16 protein-coding genes are annotated in these 20,011 nt (G+C 73.3%); 10 read left to right on the forward strand and 6 right to left on the reverse strand.

The window, feature by feature from the left end; genetic code table 11:
• The first annotated feature begins 21 nt into the window (after positions 1–21).
• Complete coding sequence (locus caldi_RS07215) at positions 22–3,048, forward strand: DEAD/DEAH box helicase (RefSeq protein WP_264844424.1); 3,027 nt, start codon at positions 22–24, stop codon at positions 3,046–3,048.
• 11 nt (positions 3,049–3,059) lie between these two features.
• Positions 3,060–5,282 (forward strand): hypothetical protein, encoded by a 2,223-nt coding sequence (locus tag caldi_RS07220; RefSeq protein WP_264844425.1) that lies wholly within the window; start codon positions 3,060–3,062, stop codon positions 5,280–5,282.
• Between the two features lie 549 nt (positions 5,283–5,831).
• Here the strand turns inward: caldi_RS07220 and caldi_RS07225 are convergent.
• The 3 genes from caldi_RS07225 to caldi_RS07235 form a co-directional block, all read right to left on the reverse strand.
• Positions 5,832–6,839, reverse strand: a complete 1,008-nt coding sequence (locus tag caldi_RS07225; RefSeq protein ID WP_264844750.1) for an NAD(P)H-dependent glycerol-3-phosphate dehydrogenase — start codon at positions 6,837–6,839, stop codon at positions 5,832–5,834.
• A 73-nt stretch (positions 6,840–6,912) separates the two neighbouring features.
• Entirely contained in the window at positions 6,913–7,503 is a 591-nt protein-coding gene (plsY, locus tag caldi_RS07230; RefSeq protein WP_264844426.1) for a glycerol-3-phosphate 1-O-acyltransferase PlsY, read from the reverse strand.
• Positions 7,504–7,692: 189 nt separating this feature from the next.
• Positions 7,693–9,066: a GumC family protein gene (locus caldi_RS07235; protein ID WP_264844427.1), complete on the reverse strand. Its 1,374-nt coding sequence runs from the start codon at positions 9,064–9,066 to the stop codon at positions 7,693–7,695.
• 637 nt (positions 9,067–9,703) lie between these two features.
• Between caldi_RS07235 and caldi_RS07240 the strand changes: the two genes are divergently transcribed.
• The 7 genes from caldi_RS07240 to caldi_RS07270 all read left to right on the forward strand — a co-directional run bounded on the left by caldi_RS07240 (position 9,704) and on the right by caldi_RS07270 (position 16,686).
• A complete protein-coding gene (locus caldi_RS07240; RefSeq protein WP_264844428.1) occupies positions 9,704–9,901 on the forward strand; it encodes an FmdB family zinc ribbon protein in 198 nt (65 codons plus the stop codon).
• 214 nt (positions 9,902–10,115) lie between these two features.
• Entirely contained in the window at positions 10,116–11,282 is a 1,167-nt protein-coding gene (locus caldi_RS07245; RefSeq protein WP_264844429.1) for an ROK family transcriptional regulator, read from the forward strand.
• Entirely contained in the window at positions 11,279–12,382 is a 1,104-nt protein-coding gene (locus tag caldi_RS07250; RefSeq protein ID WP_264844430.1) for an SIS domain-containing protein, read from the forward strand. Before caldi_RS07245 ends, caldi_RS07250 begins: the two co-directional genes overlap by 4 nt.
• A gap of 111 nt (positions 12,383–12,493) precedes the next feature.
• Complete coding sequence (locus caldi_RS07255; protein ID WP_264844431.1) at positions 12,494–13,813, forward strand: ABC transporter substrate-binding protein; 1,320 nt, start codon at positions 12,494–12,496, stop codon at positions 13,811–13,813.
• Positions 13,814–13,919: 106 nt separating this feature from the next.
• Positions 13,920–14,831 carry a carbohydrate ABC transporter permease gene (locus caldi_RS07260; RefSeq protein WP_264844432.1) on the forward strand — a complete coding sequence of 304 codons (912 nt, stop codon included), beginning with the start codon at positions 13,920–13,922 and terminating at the stop codon, positions 14,829–14,831.
• Positions 14,828–15,676, forward strand: coding sequence for a carbohydrate ABC transporter permease (locus caldi_RS07265; RefSeq protein ID WP_264844433.1), 849 nt, complete (start codon positions 14,828–14,830; stop codon positions 15,674–15,676). Before caldi_RS07260 ends, caldi_RS07265 begins: the two co-directional genes overlap by 4 nt.
• The gene (locus caldi_RS07270; RefSeq protein ID WP_264844434.1) at positions 15,673–16,686 is read left to right on the forward strand and encodes a carbohydrate kinase family protein; all 1,014 of its coding nucleotides are present in this window, start codon (positions 15,673–15,675) and stop codon (positions 16,684–16,686) included. Before caldi_RS07265 ends, caldi_RS07270 begins: the two co-directional genes overlap by 4 nt.
• Before the next feature lie 69 nt (positions 16,687–16,755).
• Here caldi_RS07270 and der read toward each other — a convergent pair whose 3' ends face one another.
• From der to caldi_RS17785, 3 genes are all read right to left on the reverse strand, one after another.
• A complete protein-coding gene (gene der / locus caldi_RS07275) occupies positions 16,756–18,159 on the reverse strand; it encodes a ribosome biogenesis GTPase Der (RefSeq protein ID WP_264844435.1) in 1,404 nt (467 codons plus the stop codon).
• Between the two features lie 116 nt (positions 18,160–18,275).
• On the reverse strand, positions 18,276–18,722 hold the full coding sequence (locus tag caldi_RS07280; protein WP_264844436.1) for a coiled-coil domain-containing protein: 447 nt from the start codon (positions 18,720–18,722) through the stop codon (positions 18,276–18,278).
• A 26-nt stretch (positions 18,723–18,748) separates the two neighbouring features.
• Positions 18,749–18,970, reverse strand: coding sequence for an aquaporin (locus tag caldi_RS17785; RefSeq protein ID WP_406568110.1), 222 nt, complete (start codon positions 18,968–18,970; stop codon positions 18,749–18,751).
• Between the two features lie 239 nt (positions 18,971–19,209).
• On the opposite strand from caldi_RS17785, the gene caldi_RS07285 reads away from it, so the two are divergent.
• Positions 19,210–20,010 carry a molybdate ABC transporter substrate-binding protein gene (locus caldi_RS07285; protein WP_264844437.1) on the forward strand — a complete coding sequence of 267 codons (801 nt, stop codon included), beginning with the start codon at positions 19,210–19,212 and terminating at the stop codon, positions 20,008–20,010.
• The last annotated feature ends 1 nt before the right edge of the window (position 20,011 follow it).

A 20,011-nucleotide genomic window follows, 5' to 3' on the forward strand; every position in this document is an offset into this window, starting at 1 on the left:
TCTACGCGAGGGAACATCGCGTTGCTGACGGTTCACGGAAGCTACGTCCCGCACGGGCCGGGGGGATTCGTCTTCCTCTGGGCGATGGACCCGGAGGGGGAAGCAGACGCCGCTTGGCGGTCACTGGCCGCCCATCCGGCGGTGGCGCCTGTCCCCGTCCTCTACCCCGTCCTGCGCGGCCTCCCCTTCGCCAACACCCTCACCTGCGTGGTGTGGATGCCGCGCCGCGGCACCCTGGCGCCGGCACGGGTGACCGGCGTGGCCCTGTCACTGCCGGGCGCGGCGCAGTGGCTGCTGGACCTGGACCGGGCATTCCAGGGGACGGCGCTGCGGCCGGGCCGGAGCCTGCAGGTGTGGAGCACCGCGGCCAAGCTGCTCCTGGAGCTGCTGGCCCGGGGCCGGTTCCTGCCGGTGCTGCGAGCCGAGGCGGGGTGCCTGACGGCCGCCTGGCGCCTGGCCCCGCCGGAGCCGGCCGAAGCGGCCCGCCGGGCCGCGCTGGCGGCGGCGCTGCCCGACGTCTGCCGGGCCATCGTCCCGCCGGACCGCCAGTACCGCGCCTACCGCATCCCCACTCCGGAGGAACTCGTGGACGGATTCTTCACTGCCGGGGCGGACGCGCTCGCGCGTGACCTCCTGGCCGGAGCGCCCGCACCGGCGCCGGCCGCCCTCAACCCGGCGGCGGCCCAGCACTGGCTCCTGGCGCTGGTGGGGCCTCCGGGGCGGGACCTTCCCCCCGGGCTCCCGGACGCCGGGGACCTCCTGCGCGCGGTGGACGAATGGACAGCCCCTGCCACCGGCCTCTACGGCCCCGGCCAGCTCCGGACCGGCCTGCGCCTCCTCCCCCCGGACCGGACGCGGCACGGGGGGTGGGAGGTCGAGCTGGTGCTGGAGACGCCGGACGATCCGCCCGCCATCCTGCCAGCGGCCGCCGCCTGGGACGGGCTGGGTGCGGAGGTCGAGATCGGCGGCCGGCGCTACGCCCACCCGGAGCACCGGCTCCTGACCGACCTCCCCGCCATGGCCCGGCTCTACCCGCCCCTCACGCGGCTCCTCGGGCAGACGGCCCCGTCGGCGCTGCCGGTCTCGGAAGACGAGGTGCTGGCGCTCCTGGAGGAAGGGGCGGCGCTCCTGCAGGAGGCGGGCTTCCCGGTGCTCCTCCCCGCCAACCTGGTGCGGCAGGGCGAACTGCGGGCCCGGCTCCGCCTGCGGCCGGTCGGGGAAGGGCCGGGGCGGTTCGGCCTCAGCGAACTCGTCCAGGTCGACTGGGAGCTGGCCCTCGGCGGCGCGCCGGTCGACCTCCGGGAGCTCGAGCGCCTGGCCCGGGAGAAGCGCGCGCTGATCCGGCACGCCGGGCAGTGGGTGCGGGTCGACCCGCAGGTGCTCGCCGCCGCGCTCCGCCACCTTCGCGGGTCCGGCGGCCGGCTGCCGCTCGGCGAGGTCCTCCGCCTGGCTGGCGGCGGGGCGGCGGCCGGGGGTGCCCCGTCCGGCGCCGGGACGGCGGTCGAGGTGGAGTCGGTCGAGGCCGAAGGCTGGGTCGCCAACCTCCTGGAGCGGCTGCGGGAGCCGGCCCGGATCGAGCCGGTGGCGCCGCCCGGAGGGCTTGCGGGGACCCTGCGCCCGTACCAGCGGCGGGGTCTGGACTGGCTGGCGTTCCTGCGGCGGTACGGCGCCGGTGCCTGCCTGGCCGACGACATGGGGCTGGGCAAGACGGTCCAGGTGATCGCCCTCCTCCTGCACGAGCGCGAGGAGGGCCTGACGGACCGGCCCACGCTCCTGATCTGCCCGGTGTCGCTGGTGGGCAACTGGCGCCGGGAACTGGCCCGGTTCGCCCCCTCCCTGCGTGTCCTCGTCCACCACGGGTCCGGACGGGCGGCGGAGGACGGCTTCGTCGCGGCTGCCCTCGCCCACGACGTGGTCATCACGACCTACTCGCTCCTGCCCCGGGACGAGGCGGCGCTCGCCGCCGTGCCCTGGGCCGGCATCGTGGCGGACGAGGCCCAGAACGTGAAGAACCCCGACACCCGGCACGCCGAGGTCCTGCGCCGCCTGGCCCGGGGGGCGCCCGGGCTGCCGCCGCCCGGATACCGCATCGCCCTCACGGGGACGCCGGTGGAGAACCGGCTGGGCGACCTCTGGTCGATCTTCGCCTTCCTCAACCCGGGCCTCCTGGGAAGCCGGGAGGACTTCCAGCGCGCCTTCGCCGTGCCCATCGAGCGCTACCGGGACCCCGAGGCCGCGGCGCGCCTGCGCCGCCTGGTGCAGCCGTTCCTCCTCCGCCGGGTGAAGACGGACCCGGCGGTCGAGCTGGACCTGCCGGAGAAGATCGAGACCACGGTGTACACGACCCTCACCCGGGAGCAGGCCGCGCTCTACGAGGCCGTGGTCCAGGAGACGCTGGAGCGGGCGGAGCGCGCCGAGGGCATCGAGCGGCACGGGGCGGTGCTTGCCGGGCTCACCCGCCTGAAGCAGGTCTGCAACCACCCGGCGGCCGTCACCGGCGACGGCGGCCGGCTGGAAGGCCGCAGCGGCAAGCTCGACCGGCTCACGGAGATGCTGGACGAGGTGGTGGCCGGCGGCGACCAGGCGCTGGTCTTCACCCAGTTCCCGTCCTTTGCGGAGCGGCTCCGGCCGTACCTGGAGGAGCGGCTGGGCTGCCCGGTGCTCGCGCTGGACGGGTCCACGCCGCAGCGGGAGCGGGATCGCCGCATCGCCGCGTTCCAGGCGGGGGAGGCGCCCGTCTTCCTCCTCTCCCTCAAGGCGGGCGGGGTCGGGCTGAACCTCACCGCCGCCAGCCACGTGTTCCACTTCGACCGCTGGTGGAACCCCGCCGTGGAGGACCAGGCCGCCGACCGGGCGCACCGGATCGGGCAGGCGCGGCGGGTGCTGGTGCACCGCCTGGTCACGGCCGGCACCCTGGAGGAGCGCATCGACCGGCTGCTCGAGGAGAAGCGGGCGCTCTCGGCCGAGGTCGTCGCGAGCGGGGAGGCGTGGCTCGGCCAGCTCTCCACCGAGGAGCTGCGCCGGCTGATCGTGCTGGAGAAGGAGTGAGGGGCAGGGCGATGGCGGCGGGTCGGGAACCGGAGTGGACCCCCGGCTGGTGGGGCCGGCGCTGGCTGGAGTACCTGGCGGATGCCTACGCGCTCGGGATGTCCCCCGGCGAGGCACGCCGCGCCCGGCGCAAGCGGGCGGCGGTCACGGTGCGGCAGGGTCTGGTGGTGGCCCGGGTCGAGCGGGGAAGCTCCGGCGACGTGGAGACCGTCGAGCTGCGGGTGAAACGCCTCTCGCAGCGCGCGTGGGACCGGGTGGTGGCCATCGTCGCGGCGGACCCGGAGCTGGCCCGGGCGCTCTTGGCCGGGAACGTGGGCGCGGAGCTGGAAGAGCGGCTGCGGGCCCACGGAATCGACCTCTTCCCCCCGCCGGCCGGGTGGCGGGACTTCCGCTGCACCTGCTGGCACAGCCGGCCCTGCAGCCACATGCGTGCCCTCGGGGCGCACATGGCCGACCTCCTCGACCAGAACCCCTTCCTCTGGCTGGAGGTGCTGGGCCAGCCCCGGGCAGAGCTCTTCGCCCGGGTCCGGGGCTGCCTCGCGGACGCCGCCGGGGCTGCGGCGGCGGTGTCCCCCCGGGCCGCAGGCCCCGGCCGGCGCGGCCGTGCGGGCTCAGGTCCGGGCGGGGCGGCCTCCCTCTCGATCGAGCGGTTCTGGGAGACGCCGGTCGACCCGGCGTCGATCCCGGTCCGCCCGGGGCGGTCGGGCGCGGCGGGCGCCCTCGTCCGGGCGCTCGGGCCGCTGCCCCTTCCGGACGAGGCGCAGGGGGTCTGGCTGCAGCCGCCCCCGCCCGAGGGACCGGACGAGCCGGCCGGGGCCGCGGGGGCCGCGCGCGGCCTCCCTTTCCGGGTTCCCCTCACCGAGGCCCTGCAGCGATACGCCGGACACGTGGGACGGCAGGCGGCGGCGCTCAGCACCGGCGAGGCGCCAGCGGTGCACCGGCCGTGGCCCCTCCCGGGACAACCCCTGCCGATCGGGGAGCGGCTGGCGCAGGAGGTGGCCGAGGCGGTATGGCAGCGCGAGGAGGTCCTGGACGTCGCCGACCTCCGCTCCGTCTGCCCCACCGCCGCCGCCCTCCCGCCGCATGGTGCCGCCGGGGCGCTGCGGGAGGCCCTGCGCCACCTGCCCCCCGACGTAACCGTGCTCGCCGGGAACTGGGTGGGCACCCGGTCCGCTGTCCTCACGGGGGCCACGTTCCGGCACGTGCTCACCTTCGACGAGTGGTGCTGCGGCGACCTCGACCTGGACGCCGACTGGGCGCGCGCCCTTCGCCTGGCGGGAGCGTCGCCCCCATTCACGGTGCGGGCACTGGGGCGGGAATGGCCCGTGGGTGCGCCGGAGCGGCAGGGAGGGCGGGAGGAAGGCCTCGTTGCCGCCCTCGGCGCCGAACCGGGCGACGAGCTGTGGTTGGCGGTGGCAGAGCCGGCGGGGGCCGTGCTGGAGGCGCGCCGCGTGCCCCTCGCCGAGCGGAACCCGGCCGAGTCGGCCCGTGCGGACGCCCGCGCGGCCGAGGCGCTCCTGGCGCATGTGCGCGCCGCGGCGGCCGGAGGCCGGTGGCAACTCGGCGAGGCCGACGCGGTCGCCGTGCTCCTGGCGCGGGGCGCCTACCGCGGCGGCACCCCGCCCGCCGACCTCTGGGTCCTCCCCGGCCTGGGGACCGGCCTCTACCACGCGCAGGGCACGTTCGCCACACCTGGAGAGCGGAGCTTCACGTACGTTTCTTACGGCTGGTACGCCTGGCCACCACCCCTGCCGGGCCCCTGGACGGCCCGGGGCCCGCGGGACTCCCGCCGGCTCCTGGACCGGTACGCGGCCCGGGCCGCCCGGTGGGGGCGTGCCCCTCACCACGTCCACGGCAGCGTCACGCTGGTGGAACGCTGGCACGGCGCCTGGCCAGCGCCGCACGACGATCCCGCCACGACGCCCGGGATCCTGTGGTTTCTCAGGTTCCTCTGGCTGGAGGCGCCACGGCTGTCCCGGAGCCTGCACCTGCCGGCCGAGGTCGCGCTGGGTGCCCTGGCGGAGTGGTTCGAGTTCCTGGGGGAGCGCCGCCCGGCGCTGCGGGATTCCTACCGCGCCCACGCCGCCGCCTGCACCCTGGTCGCCGCCTTCGACCACCGCCGGCGCACCCTGCCCTTCGACCGCCGGCCGGACGACCCGGCCGTGCGTGCCTGGCAGGTGGAGGGATACCGGTGGATCGGGCCGGCGCTGCTCGGGGGGGCGGAGGGCGGGTGATCCGCTGCCGCGCGGGACGCCCTGGGCGCCGGCCCAGAACTGGCATGCCGCCTGCGTCCGGGGTGGAGGCGACCCCACCGGCGTACGGGTGCGGCCACATGGGCGGCGGAAGCGGCCGCACGGGCCAGACTGCGGCTCATGAGGCAAAATGTGCGAGTCAAGGTGGGCGCTTGACTCGCACATTTTGCCTCTCCGCTCCCGTTGTGGGGTAGGTGGTCGACCAGAAATGAGGTTATGTAAACAGAAGAGCCGGTTTGGGACGGTCAGACCCGCACCGGCACCCCCGGATGCCGGCCTCGGGGGGAGTGGTGGGGCAATGTCTACCACATAACGCAGAGCTTTGACTCTCCTCCGTTGCCTGTCAGAGGGTAGGTCGCCCAGTAATGGTATTATCTGGGTCTCGACTCTTCGGGTGCTCCCGCCGCCTTCGCCGGTTCAACCCCGTTGCCGCCGCAGCGCCCGCTGCCCTCGGAAACGTGTGCCGCGCGAACAGGGCCGGCGTCCGCGACGCCCGCCCCGGTGTGCGGCGTGTGCAGAGTGTGCAGGCCCTCACGCCGGCACGTGCCAGCTCTCCTTCGTCCGGTCCCGCCCCATGAGGAGTTCCAGCCCCTCGGCGGGCGATTCCCCTTCGAAGAGAACGGCATGCACCCGCTCGGTGATCGGCATCTCCACCCCCACCTCCCGGGCGAGCTGCACGGCGGCGCGGGCGGTGGGCACGCCCTCGACGGTCCCGAGCGTCCGCAGCGCGGCCTCGGCCGCCTCCCCTCGCCCGATGGCCAGGCCAAGGCGGCGGTTGCGGCTGAGGTCGCCGGTGCAGGTCAGCACCAGGTCACCGACGCCGGAGAGCCCGGCGAAGGTGAGCGGGCTGGCCCCCAGGGCGACGCCCAGGCGGCCGATCTCCGCCATGCCCCGGGTGATGAGCGCGGCCCGGGCGTTCTCGCCGGCGCCCAGGCCGTCGCTGATCCCCACCCCGATGGCGATCACGTTCTTCAGCGCGCCGCCCAGCTCCACCCCGAGGACGTCGTCGTGGGTGTAGACCCTGAGGCGCGGGCCCATGAAAGCGTGCTGCCAGGCGGCGGCCACCGCGGGGTCGCCGGCGGCCACCACGGTGGCGGCGGGGAGGCGGCGGGCGACCTCGACGGCGAAGTTCGGGCCGGAGAGGACGGCGAGGCGGCCCTCCACCTCGGGGAGCTCGTCGAGGATGACCTGGCTCATCCGCAGGTGGGTCTCCGGCTCCAGGCCCTTGGTGATCGACAGTACGAGGGCCCCGGGCGGCAGGTGCGCCCGGATCGCCCGGCACGTGTCCCGCAGGCCCCGGCTGGCGCTGCCCAGGATGACGAGGTCGGCGTGGTCGAGGGCCTCCTCGGGGGTGGGGAACGCCTCGACGCCGTCCGGCAGCGGAGCGCCCGGCAGGTGGCGCGGGTTCGTGCGGGTGCGGCGGAAGACGTCCACGTCTTCCGGGCGCCGCAGCCAGAGCCGGACCGCGTGACCGTTCTCGGCGAGGGGGACGGCCAGCGCGGTGCCCCACTGGCCGGCGGGGACGATGGCGACGCGCATCGGCAAGGAAGGGATCAACTCCCGGGTGAATGCGAAGTCGGCAAGGGGATGGGGGGCCCGGGGGCGGGGCCGGTCAGGCGGCTCGCTCGCCGAAGCGGCGCTCGGTACCGGCGAGAAGCCGCTGGACGTTGCCACGGTGCCGCCACAAGACGATGGCGCCGGCAATGGCGGCCGTCAGCTTGTGCGGCAGCGGTGCGGTCGCCGCGATCCACGACGCCAGCGCCAGGGTACCGGCGATGGAGCCCAGGGAGACGTAGCGGGTCGGCACGATGAAGGCGGCGGCCACGAGCACCGCCACTCCCACCGCGGCGGGGTGGAGCACGAGGAGCGCGCCCGCGCCGGTGGCGACCGACTTGCCGCCCCGGAAGCCGAGCCACGCCGGCCAGGAGTGTCCCAGGACGGCGCCCAGGCCGGCGGCGGCGTAGCCCCACTCCCCGCCCAGGCGGAGGCCCAGGTAGGCGGCGAGGAAGCCCTTCAGGGCGTCCAGCGCCACGGTGAGGAGGGCCGGGCCGAGCCCCAGCGTGCGGGCGACGTTGGTCGCCCCGGTGGCGCCGCTGCCGTGCCGGCGGACGTCCACGCCGCGGAGGCGGCCCAGGAGGTAGCCGAAGGGAACCGAGCCGAGGAGGTAACCCAGGACGCCGGCGTACAGCCAGACGGTGTGCAACGCTCGTTCCTCCCGGTGTTCCGGATCGTCTGCTGATTCGCCAGTGACAGGCGCGTTCCTGCCGGACCACGCGGGCGCCCGGCGCGGGTGCCGCGGACCGGCCTGCGTCCGCAAGTAGTATAGTCGGTTCGTGAGGGTGCCGGAAGAGGGCCGAGCGAGCACGAACGCAGCGCCCCTGTCGGCCGGTGGCTAGTCGCTGTGAAGCTCCGAGGCCGTGCGGGCGCCCGCGCCGCGGGCGGCGGCCACCCCGGCTGCGCCCGCCGTGGCCGCGGGCGGGGTGGAGCGCCAGAAGTCGAGGAAGAAGACGGTGAACACGCCCGCCATGGCCCCCAGCACGCCGGCCAGGGCCACGTTCAGGGCCTTGCGCGGCGCCACGGGCCGGCGGGGCGGGATCGCCTCGCCGGCGACGGTGAGGGTCGTCTCCGCGATCCGGGCCGCCTCGCTGATGCGGCTCTCCTGGTACTTCTGGGTGAAGGCCTTGATGGCTTGCTTCGAGATGTCGACCTGCGTCTGGAGCTGCTCCTGAGCAGTCTGCTTCTCCGCCAGCTCGGCCCGCAGGGTTTCCAGCTCTTTCTCGGTGCGGGCGATGGCCTCCTGGAGCGCCGCCTGCTCGGCCCGCAGCTGGGCGAGGGCGACCTCCTTCGCCGACAGGACCTTGGCGGCCTCGACCCAGGCCGGGTTGATCTCCTCCGAGTCGAGCTTCAGGCCGCTCAGCCGGGCGATGTCGGTCCGGCCCAGCTCGGCGGCGAGCTGCTGGAGGTACGGGTCGTCCACGATGCGCCGCGTGGTGGTGAGCTTGGGGACGAGGGCGGCGACCTGCGCCCGGGCCTGGTCGACCTCGGCGGCGGCGGCGCGGATGCCGACGGCCAGGTCGGTCTGGCGGGCCTTGTACCGGGCCAGGAGGTCGACCTTGGCCTCGACCTCCTTCGACAGCTCGTCCACCCCGCGCGGCTGCTGGAGGAAGGCCTTGAGCCGGTCCAGGGCCTGCTGGAGGTTCTGCTGCTCGGCCTCGATCTGATCCCGGATGAACTCTGTCGAGCGCTCAAACCGCCCCCGGGTCAGGACGTTGACGTGCTCCAGGTAGCGCTGCACCAGGGTGTTGGCGATGCGCGCCGCGCGTTCGGGGTCCGTGTCCCGCACGGCGATCTGGATGAGGTTCGTGTCTTTCGGGACGGTGGCCTTGATCTTGCCGGCCAGGTCGGCCTTCGTCATGTTGAGTTTCAGGTCGTCGATGACCCGGGCCAGCACGGCGGAGTTCGTCACCTGCTGGCGGAAGGTCTCCAGGGTCATCTCCGGGTAGGGTGCCAGGCGTTCCAGGACCGACTGCACGCCCTGCCCGCTGGGCGGCCACTCACCCGGCGGGAGATTGACGAGGAAGGTGGGCGGAGCGCTCCTGGACGGGAGGTTAACCAGGAGGGTGGTCGTCGCCTCGTAGGTGGGCGCGAGGACGAAGAAGCTCACCACCCCGCTGACGAGCATGGCGACGGCCGTGATGGCGGCGATGAGCCACTTGCCCTGCCAGAGGACCTCGATCAGGTGCCGGAGGTCGATCTCGTCTTCCATCCGCGGGGCTTCATCCTTTCTCCACGGGGCGCTCACGGCCCGCGCCCCCCGGGGGCGCGGCGCCCCGTGCGCATCGGGATCGTAGATCAGGGCTTCATTCGCTTCAGTGGGTCGGAATTCCTGGTCGGGCAGGGAATGGCTCAGACCGGAGCGGGCCGGGTCGGACTGCCCTGACCATGCGCGGATGCCATGAGTGCCTGCGGAATCCTGTGGCGCCACGGGAAATCCCCGTCTCAGAGAGCCCGAGTGGGGGAGCGCATTCCGCCAGACGGAACAAAACGCACATCTTGACCCTTGGAAGCTGACTTTGCGTGTCAAGATCTGCGGCCCGGGGCCCGCGCAAGGCATCGAACACCGAAGGTTTGGCGGCTGGGTGGGCCCAGGTTGACCATAATCTGGCGCTATGTCGACGCCGTCGGGGCCGTGAGCGGCGCAAAACGCAAAAGGTGATAGGGGAAGGTGGATCTTACCTGTCAGCTCATGCGTCTGGCGGCGACGAGCATCAAGGACAGCCAGCCCTCACCCGGACGCCACGGCCCCGTTGCGGGGGAGGCCGCGGAGTCCCTACAATGCACGGCAGATGAGGCTGTCCAGTTCCGCCGGCCGCCGGACGCCGGCGTGTTGGAGGTCGTGAACCGTGCCCCTGTACGAGTTCCGCTGCGATACCTGCGCCGAGACCTTCACCCGGCTGATCTCGTGGGACCGCCGGGGCGACGTCCGCTGCCCCCACTGCGGCGGTGCCGTGCGGCAGCTGCTGAGCACGTTCAGCACGGCCGGGACCCAGTCCGGGGGCGAGTCCCCCGGAGGCGGGTGCTGTGGTGGGTCGTGCGGCTGAAGCGTCTCCTGAACCGGGCCGGTCGGCCCGGTTTTCCACTTCCGCCGGCACCTGAGGCTACTGACCTGCCCGGCGCCGCAACGACCTCGACGGCTATGCGGGCCCTCCCCACCGGGCCCGCCTTTTCGCGCGACCGGCAGGATTCTCGCATTCGATGACGAATGAAGGTCGCGTAGACTTTCTTAACCTAAGTAAGTTAGAGGTGCCAGCGCCTGTGCCACTCTCCGGCAAGCCCCGTCTCATACGTGAGATCAACCGCACGCTGATCCTCGACGTCCTCCGCACCGAGGGGCCGCTCTCCCGGGCGGCGCTGGCGGCCCGGACCGGCGTCAGCGCGCCGGCCATCTCCCGGGTGGTGGCGGACCTCCTGGAGAGCGGCTGGATCCGCGAGGTGGGGACCGGGGAATCCACCGGGGGCAGGCGGCCGGTCCTCCTGGCGGTGAACCCGGAGGCCGGGTTTCTCGTGGGGCTCGACGTTCGCCGCCAGGCGCTGCTCGGGGCGGTCACCAACCTGGAGGGACGGGTCGTCGTGCGCGACCGGGAGCCCGTCCGCCGCAGGGGACCGGCCCTGCTGGACCAGGTGGTCGCCTTCGCCCGGATGCTGGTGGAGCGGGCGGGGATCCCCCGTGAGCGCCTCCTCGGCGTGGGGGCCGCCGTCACCGGCGTGTCCCGGGACGACGGGACCGTCACGCACAGCCCGGGTCTGGACTGGGCGGACGTGCCGCTCGGCGCCACGCTCGCCGCAGCCCTGGGCTGCCCGGCCTACGTCGAGAACGACGTCAACGCCCTCCTCCTCGGTGAACAGTGGCAGGGCGCGGCCGTGGGCGCGCGGGATGCCGCGGCCATCCTGGTCGGCACGGGCGGGGTGGGCGCCGCGGTGCTGGTCGGGGGCCACCTGTACACCGGCCGGAGCGGCGAGGCCGGGGAGATCGGCTCCTGGCTCGTGGGTCCGCCGGCCACGGCCGAGCCTCTGGAGGACGTCGCTGCGGTCATGGCCTGGGTCCGGCGCTGGGGCGCCGCGGACCTAGACCCGGTGGAGGAACGGTCGGTCGAGGCGCTGCTCGCGGCCCTGCAGGCAGGCGATCCGAAGGCGCGGGCCATCCTCGACGGCGTGCTACCTTACCTGGCCCAGGCGACGGCCAACCTCGTCACGCTGCTCAACCCGGAACTGGTCGTCCTGGGGGGCGAGGTGCTGGCGGTTGCCGACCGGGTCGTCCCGCAGCTCCAGGCAGCCGTGGATCGCCACTGCCCGTCCCCGGCGCCCGTGGTCCCGGCGCGGCTGGGCGACCTGTCCGCACTCCTGGGCGTCGTGCGGGGCTTCCTGGATCGGCAGCGCAATTCGGTCACATTCGTCCGGCACGAAGGGAGAAGGACTCTGTGAGTGAACTCGAACGCGACATCCGGGCCCAGCCGGCCGCGTTCCGGGAGCTGATCCGGAGCGGCCCGGATCGTTGGGAAAGGGCCCTCACGGCCCTGCGGGGGGCGGGCGGCCCGGGGCCGAGGCGGATCGTGCTGTGCGGGATGGGAAGCTCGTACTTCGCCAGCGTGGGCGCAGCGGCGGCGCTCCGGCGCTGGGGGCTTCCCGCCGCGGCCGCGCTCGCCTCCGAGCTCCTCTACGACGGCGGCCCGGACCCCGAGCCCGGCGACTGGCTGGTGGCGGTCTCCCAGTCCGGCGAGTCCGTCGAGGTGGTCCGGCTCCTGGAGCGCCTCGCCTCCCGGGACGTCACGGTCCTCGCGGTGACGAGCCGGGACGGGAACCCCGTCGCCGGGATGTCCCGTGCGGTCCTCACCCTGGAGACGCCGCCCGACCACGGCGTGGCCGTCAAGTCCTTCGGCGCCAGCCTCCTCACCCTCCTCTACCTGGGCAATCGCCTGGCGGGCCGGCCCCCCGCGGAGTGGCTCGAGCCTGCCCGCGACGCCGTCGAGGCGCTCGACTCCCTCATGCCCAGCGCCGCCGAGTGGCTGGCCCTGGGCCGGGCGATGGACCCCCGCCTCCACGCCATGGTCACCCTGGCCCGGGGGCCGGTTGCCGCCGCGGCCCGGGAGGCGGCGCTCCTCGGGAACGAGGTGGCGAAGTTCCCGGCCTGGTTCGAGGAAGCCGGGGAGTTCCGCCACGGGATCATCGAACTGGCCGGTCCCCACACCCTGGCGTGCCTGCTGGTCCCCAGCGGGCCGACCGGCCACCTCCAGGTGAGCCTCGCCCGGGAGCTGGCCCGGACCGGCGCGCCGGTCCTCGCCACGGCGCCGCCGCGCCTGGCCGATGCCCTCCGCGACGCCGGAGCCCGCGCCATCCCCGTTCCCGACGTTCCGGAGGACTACGCGGCCCTCCCGCACCTGCTGCCCTTCCAGTGGCTCACCGTGGGCTGGGCGGAGGCACGCGGCTTCGTCCCGGGACGCTTCCGCTACATCCCCAGCGTGATCCGGAGCGAGGGGCCGGAACCCGGACCCTCCCCGGATCCGGGAGGGGGCGAGGGCCGCTGACGCGTGCGGGGCGCCAGCAGCCCGCCGGCCGCCCCTCCCGGGGGCGCGCCGGGTCCGCCACCCGTCGGACCGGCAGGAAGCCACGCCCGGACACACGGAAGGAGGAGACCCGTGAAACGCACGCTCACCGCCGTGCTCCTGTCCGCCGCCGTCCTGTCCCTGGCGGCGTGCGGCGGGAAGAAGGAGGCCGCGCCCCCCGCCGGCGCCCCCCAGGCGAGCGCGCCGGCCGCCGGGGCCGGCGGCACCCGGGAGACCGTCACGCTGCGGATGCTGGCCATGAAGCAGGCCGCGTACAGCGACGCCAGCGTCCAGGCGATGGTCAAGAAGTTCGAGGAGAAGAACCCCGGGATCAAGGTCGACGTGACGTTCGTGCCCTACGAGGCGCTCCACGACAAGATCGTCACGGACCAGGCCTCCGGGGCCGGCGAGTTCGACGTCGTCCTGGTCGACGAGATCTGGCCCGCCGAATTCGCCGCCGCCGGCTTCATCCGGGACCTCTCCGACCGTCTCACCCCCGAGATGAAGGAAGGCATCGTCCCCGCGGTGGCCAGGATCCTCGAGGTGAACGGAAAGACCTATGGGATCCCGTGGATCCTCGACACGAAGTTCCTCTTCTACAACAAGGACATGCTGGCCAAGGCCGGCTTCTCCGCCCCGCCCAAGACGTGGGACGAGCTGCTGGAGCAGGCCCGGGCGATCAAGCAGAAGGGCATCGTCGAGTACCCCATCATCTGGAGCTGGGGCCAGGCGGAGGCCGTCATCTGCGACTACACGCCCCTCGTCTACAGCTGGGGCGGCGAGATCCTGGCGCCGGACGGCTCGCCCCGCTTCCAGTCGGGCCCGGCCCTCGAGGCCGTCAAGTGGATGGTCAAGACCCTTGACGAGAAGCTCACCAACCCGAACTCCACCTCGGCCCTCGAAGAGGACGTGCGCCAGGTGTTCTCCCAGGGCCAGGCCGCCTTCGCCCTGAACTGGACCTACATGTACGCCCTGGCCAACGACCCGAAGGAGTCGAAGGTGGCCGGCCAGGTGGGCATCGCCCCGTTCCCTGCCGGCCCGGCGGGCGCCTACGGGGTGTCCGGGTCGATGGGCCTCTCGATCACCAAGTCCTCCAAGCACCCCGACGAGGCCTGGAAGCTCATCGAGTTCCTCACGAGCTTCGAGAACCAGAAAGAGTACGCGTCCGAGTCCCTGCCCATCTGGAAGAAGGCCTTCGACAACCCGGACCAGATCAAGGCGCCCCGGGAGCTCGTCGAGGCGGCCAAGACCCAGTTCGCCTCCATCCGGGGCCGCCCGGAGTTCGTCCCCTGGTACAACAACTTCTCCCTCAAGGCCCAGGTGGCGCTCCAGAACATCCTCCTGAAGCAGAAGACCCCGGAGGCGGCGCTGTCCGAGCTCGCCGGCCAGGTCGAGTCGCTCCGGAAGTCCTGACGGCTCGGGTGCCCACGGGCGCCGCGGGGAACCGGGCCGGGGCGCGGCACCGAGGACGCCGCGCCCCGGCGGCGGCTCCCGGCCGGACACCTGCGGAGGGATGGAGATGAAGAGGACCCCGGCGCATCGCCTGCGGGGTGCCGGCGAGAGCGGCACCTTGCTGCTGGTGCTGTTCCTCCTGCCGGCGATGGTGGTCACCTTCGGGCTCATCGTGGTCCCGCTGGCCGACTCCTTCTGGACCAGCCTGCACCGCCTCAACCTCACCGCGGCGGACCGGCCGTTCGTCGGCTTCGGCAATTACGTCGAAGCCATCCGGGACGCGGGGTTCCGTCAGGCCCTGGCGCGCACCCTGTACTTCACCGTGGTGTCCACCCTGCTGGAGCTGGTGCTCGGGCTGGCGGTCGCCCTCCTGCTCAACCAGGACTTCCGAGGGCGCGGGCTCCTGCGCGCCCTGGTCCTGATCCCCTGGGCGCTGCCCACCATGGTGAACGGCATGATGTGGCGCTGGATCTACCACCCGCAGTACGGGGCGCTCAACGCCCTGCTCACCCAGACCGGGCTTCTCGACAGCTACCGCAACTGGCTGGGCTCGCCCGCCCTCGCCATGAACATGGTCATCCTGGCCGACGTGTGGAAGATGACCCCGCTGGTGGCCATCATCCTCCTGGCGAACCTGCAGACGATCCCCGGCGAACTCCTCGAGGCGGCGAGCATCGACGGAGCGGGCGCCTGGCAACGCTTCTGGCACGTGACCCTCCCGTGGCTGCGGCCGGGCATCCTCATCGTCCTGGTCCTCCGGACCATGGAGGCCTTCAAGGTGTTCGACATCATCTACATCATGACCCGGGGCGGCCCGGCCAACGGCACCCAGACGGTGGCCTACTACGCCTACACGGAGGCGTTCAGCAGTCTCCAGTTCGGCCGCGGCGCCGCGCTGAGCTTCCTCATCGCGCTGGCGGTCGGCCTCATGGCCGTCCTCTACTTCCGGCTGCTGGGAGAGGAGGGCGCGGGCGCGTGAGAAAACTCGTGGCCCGTCTCGCGCTGTACCTCGCGGCCCTGGCCGTGGCGGCGTTCGTGCTCGCGCCGTTTGCCTGGCTGGTGATCTCGAGCATCGCCAGCGGCGCCGACCTTCTCTCCCGGCCGCTACGCTGGTGGCCCGAGCACGCCAGCTTCGAGCGGTACTGGACCATCTTCACCAGCACCGACACGGGCGCGCCGGCCTACACCTTCCGGCACGCGATCTGGAACAGCACCCGGGTGGCGGCTTACGCCACCCTCGTCTCCCTGGGCGTGGGCATCCCGGCCGCCTACGCCCTCGCCCGGTTCCGCTTCCGGAGCCGGCGGGCGCTCACGCTTCTCTTCCTGGGCTCCTACATGCTGCCCCCCATCGCCCTCGTCGTGGCCCTGTACCTCCTCCTGGGCCAGCTCCGGCTCCGGGACACGGTCGGGGGGCTGGCGCTGGTGTACAGTTCGTTCATCACGCCCTACGTGATCTGGATCATGCGCGGCTACTTCCTGGCCATTCCACCCGAGCTCGAGGAGGCGGCGCGCGTCGACGGCTGCAGCCGCTTCGGCGCCTTCCTCCGCGTCGCCCTTCCCCTGGCCAGGCCCGGGATCGTGACGACCGTCATCTTCGCCGTGCTCACGGCGTGGGACGAGTTCCTCTACGCCCTCATCCTCACCTCCAGCGTCCGGGCCAAGCCGATTCCCGTCGCCATCGCCGAGTTCAGCGGGCAGCACATGATCGACTACGGCATGATCGCCGCCGGCGGCGTTCTGGCCGCCCTGCCGCCGGTCCTCCTCTCCCTCGTGCTTCAGCGGCACATCATCCGCGGTCTCACGGCGGGGGCAGTCAAGGGATGACGCACTTCACCATCCATGTCCTCGGAAACGTCGGGGTCGACCTCAGCATGGGGCCCGTCGGCCGGTTGCCCACCTGGGGCACGGAGATCCTCGCCGGGGAATCGGTGTACCGGCCGGGCGGAGCCGCGGTGAACGTCGCCCTCGCCCTGGCGGGACTGAGCCGCGCCCGGCGGGGGCTGTCGCTGGCGGAACTGGAGCGGTCTGCCGGACCGGCCGCTACGTCCGACGGCTCGACCCCGCCGGAAGCCCCGGTCCGCGTGTACTGCACCCTGGGCGACGACCGGGACGGCAAGGCCCTGCGGGACCAGCTCCTGCGTGCCGGCATTCCCGCCACCGGCCTGGAGCTCGTGGCCGGGGAGAGGACCAGCCTCGGCCTCGCCCTCGTGCGGGCCGACGGCGAGCGGGCCTTCGTGACCGACCTCGGCGCCCTGCGGCGCGTCGACAAGGCGTGGGCCCTCTCACGCCTCGGCGACGCCAGCGGGCCGGGCTGGCTCCTGGCGACGGGCATGACGCTCTTTCCCGGCCTTCCGCCCGACGCGCTGGCGGAGGTGTTCCGGACGGCCCGGGCGCGCGGCCTGATGACGGCGCTCGACACCGGGTGGGACGTCGACGACTGGCCCCCGGCGCGGGTCGAGGCCTGGCGGGAGGTGCTGCCCGCCGTGGACCTGTTTCTTCCCAACGAGTCCGAGGCGGCGCGGCTCAGCGGACAGGACAACCCCGCCCTGGCCGCCAGGGCCCTCCAGAAGCGGAGCGGCGGCACCGTCATCGTGAAGACCGGAACCGCCGGCGCCTGGGTCGCCACGCCGCACGGGGCCTGGATGGCGCCGACGGAGCCGCTCGCGGTTCCGGATACCACCGGCGCGGGGGACGTCTTCGACGCCGGCGTCCTCTACGGGCTCTCGCTGGGATGGCCGGTGGACCGGGCCGTCCGCTTGGGCCACCGCCTCGCCGGCACCGTCCTGCAGAACCGGCGCTCGTACTTTCCGTCGTTGGCGGAGGTGCTGGCCTGAGGCACTCGGTTCGGGCGTCGCCCGCCCGGCCGGCCCTGTTTCTGGTCGTGGGGGACTTCCGGCTCACGGTCAGGCCTGCTTGGCCCTGCGACGCTTCACCTGCACCTTGGAACCCTCTCGCTCCTCCGCCGCCGGCGGACGGAGGGCGAGGCGGGACTCCCGCTCCCGGTAGTACCACCGGATCGGCGTGCCCCGGAAGTCGAACGCCGCCCGCACCCGGTTCTCGAGGTACCGGGCGTACGAGAAGTGCATGAGCTCCCTGTCGTTGAGGAACAGGACGATCCCCGGCGGCCGGGTGCGGGGCTGGGTCGCGTAGTAGATCTTGAGCTGGCGGCCCTTCTCGCTCGGCGGCGGGGTGAGGAGGACGGCCTCCCGGATGCACTCGTTGAGGGGGCCCGTCGGCACCCGGCGGCCGTGGTTCTCCCAGACCATCCGGATCTGCGGGAGGAGCTTCGGGAGCCGGGCCCGGGTGAGGGCGGAAAGGAACGCCACCTCGACGTAGTCCATGAACCGGAGCTGGTAGCGCACGGAATCGGTGTACTCCTGCATCGTCCGGTCGGTCTTCTCGACCAGGTCCCACTTGTTCACCACGACGATGGCGCCCTTGCCCTGCTCCCGCGTGTAGTCGGCGATCTTCTGGTCCTGGTCGGTGACCCCCTCCCGGGCGTCGACGAGGAGGAGCACGACGTCGGACCGGTCGATCGCCCGGAGCGACCGCAGCACGCTGTAACGCTCGACCGGGGCCTCCACCTTGCTGCGCCGGCGCATGCCGGCGGTGTCGATGAAGAGGAAGCGGTCCCCGTCCCGCTCCACCAGGACGTCGATGGGGTCCCGGGTCGTCCCCGCCACCTCCGAGACGATCACCCGCTCCTCGCCGGCCAGGGCGTTCACCAGGGTCGACTTCCCGACGTTGGGCCGGCCCACCACCGCCACCTTGATGAGGGAGGGGTCCTCCTCCGCCTCCTCCCCGGCCCCCGGCGGCGGCAGCAGCCGGACGACCCGGTCCAGGAGGTCGCCGGTGCCGGTGCCGTGCAGCGCGCTGATCGTGACGAGGTCGCCGAGGCCGAGCTCGTAGAACTCGCCCGCCGCGTCCTCGTGCTTGAGGTTCTCCACCTTGTTGACGGCCAGGATGACGGGCTTCCGGGCGCGGCGGAGGCGCTGGGCGACCTCGTGGTCGTCGGGCTGCACGCCCTGGCGGACGTCGACGAGGAACACCACGACGTCCGCCTCACGGATCGCCAGCTCGGCCTGGCGGACGACCGCTTCCTCCAGCTCGCCCTCCGGGCCGGACTGCAGCCCCCCGGTGTCGACCACGGTGAAGCGCCGCCCCGCCCACTGGGCGTCTCCGTAGATCCGGTCCCGGGTGATGCCGGGCTGGTCCTCGATGATCGCCCGCCGCTCGCCGATGAGGCGGTTGAAGAGGGTCGACTTGCCCACGTTCGGCCGGCCCACGATCGCCACGATGGGCTTCACGCACACACCTCCCGGCGACTGCGAAGCTAGTCTCCCCCGCGATGGACGGGGGAAGCGGGCGGTTCAAAGGCCCTGGCACGGACCAGGGCCTGACAGGAGGGCGGAGGCCGCACCGGTCAGGGCTGCGCCTGCCGCTTGAGGAGATAGACGTCCCGTTCCAACCGTGCGGTCTTGTCCATCAGGTACTCGATGCTGCCGTTCACGCCGCCCACCTGAGACCGGAACTCACCGACCGCGGCCACGACCTCACCGATCCTGCGCTCCACCTCGTCGAATCGCTGCTCCACCCGCTGGTCGAGGGCGTCCACCCGCTGTGCGAGAACGTCCATCCGCTGTGCGAGCCGGTCAATCTGCTGTTCGAGGCCGTCCATCCGCTGTTCGAGCCGGTCAACCCGCTGTTCGAGCCGGTCGAGCCTTTGCTCGACCCCGGCCAGCCGCTCTTCGACACGATCGAGCCTCTGCTCGACCCCGGCCAGCCGGTGGTCCAGCGCCTCAAGCCGGGCAGCGTGCAGGCGCTGCCCCTCCAGTATCGCCTCCAACATGCCCCGGAGCTCCGCGTCCACGGCCATCCCCCCGCCACGGTCATACCTCATTTTACCAGCCAGCGATCGCCGGCGCAAGTGCACCGGCGCCCCGGCGAGGGGGCGGGGCCTGGGGACGCGCGGTTCAAGCTTCGCCGCGTGGCCGCCACCCGGTACCGGTACGCGAGGGAGGCGGCGACCGCGCCGAGCACGGGCCCGAGCCGGTACACCCGGTGGTCCGCCCAGAAACCGGCGGCATGGACGGGGCCGAAGGTGCGGGCCGGATTCATCGAGCCACGCCGGCCAGCCCGACCTTGCCACCCGTGGCGGCGTCGGTGAAGATGGAGAGGGCACCGATGAAGACAGCGCGAAGGTGCCGATGAACGCCGCGACGAGCCCCCGGGCGCGCAGGGGAACCACGCTCGTTCGGGGGAGTCGGGGGATCGGGCCCGTCGGCCGGCCGGCGCAGAGGCCAGCGGCGACCGGCCGCCGCCACGCCCCCAGCACGACCGCCAAGGAGGCCCGTACCGTGTCTGCCACCACCCTCACCCTCCTCCTCCCCGGCCCGCTGCGCGCCGTGGCTGAAGACCTGGTCGCGGCCTACCGGCAGGCGCGCCGGGCAGAGGTGACTTTCCGCTTCGGCCCCTTCACCCCGGCGGGCGACCTGGTCCGCCGCATCCGGGCCGGGGAGACGGCGGACGTGGTCGTGGCGGACTCCGTCGACTACCTTCGCGAACTGGAGGAGGCAGGCGACATCGACGCCGCCTGGGCAGTCGCCGGCAGCCGGCTGGCGGTGCTCGTGCGGCCGGGGCTGCCTTTGACTCTGGTGACGGGCCGGCGCCAGGTCCCGGGAGAAACGCCGCCCTGGCCCGACCCTCTCGACTACGGCGAGGTGTGCCCGGCGGACCTCGTCCGGCGCGACCTCCGGGTCGTCCTGCCGGACCCCGCCGCCGACCCGTGCGGCGAGTATGCCGTGGGCATGTTCGAACGGGCCGCCCTCGTGGAGGCGGCCCGTGAGAAGGTACAGGCGGGTCACTGGGCCTTCGCTCCGGGCACGGTGGAGTTGCCCGGCTATCTCGTCCGCGGCGAGGCGGACGTGGGGATCACGTACGAGTCCGCCGCCCGGGACCTCCTCGGCCGGGGCGTGCGGGCGCTGCGGCTCCCCCCGGAGCTCACGATGGAGGACGAGATCGTCTTCGCCGCCGCTACCCTCCGCCGCGGGCCGGCCCCCGACCTGGCCGAGGACTTCGCCGGCTTCCTCCTGGGCCCGGACGGACAGGCCGTCCTCCAGCGCGCCGGCTTCCTCCCCCCGCCGGCGTGGGCGGTGTAGG

The organism is Caldinitratiruptor microaerophilus, assembly GCF_025999835.1.
GTDB lineage: Bacteria > Bacillota > Sulfobacillia > Symbiobacteriales > ZC4RG38 > Caldinitratiruptor > Caldinitratiruptor microaerophilus.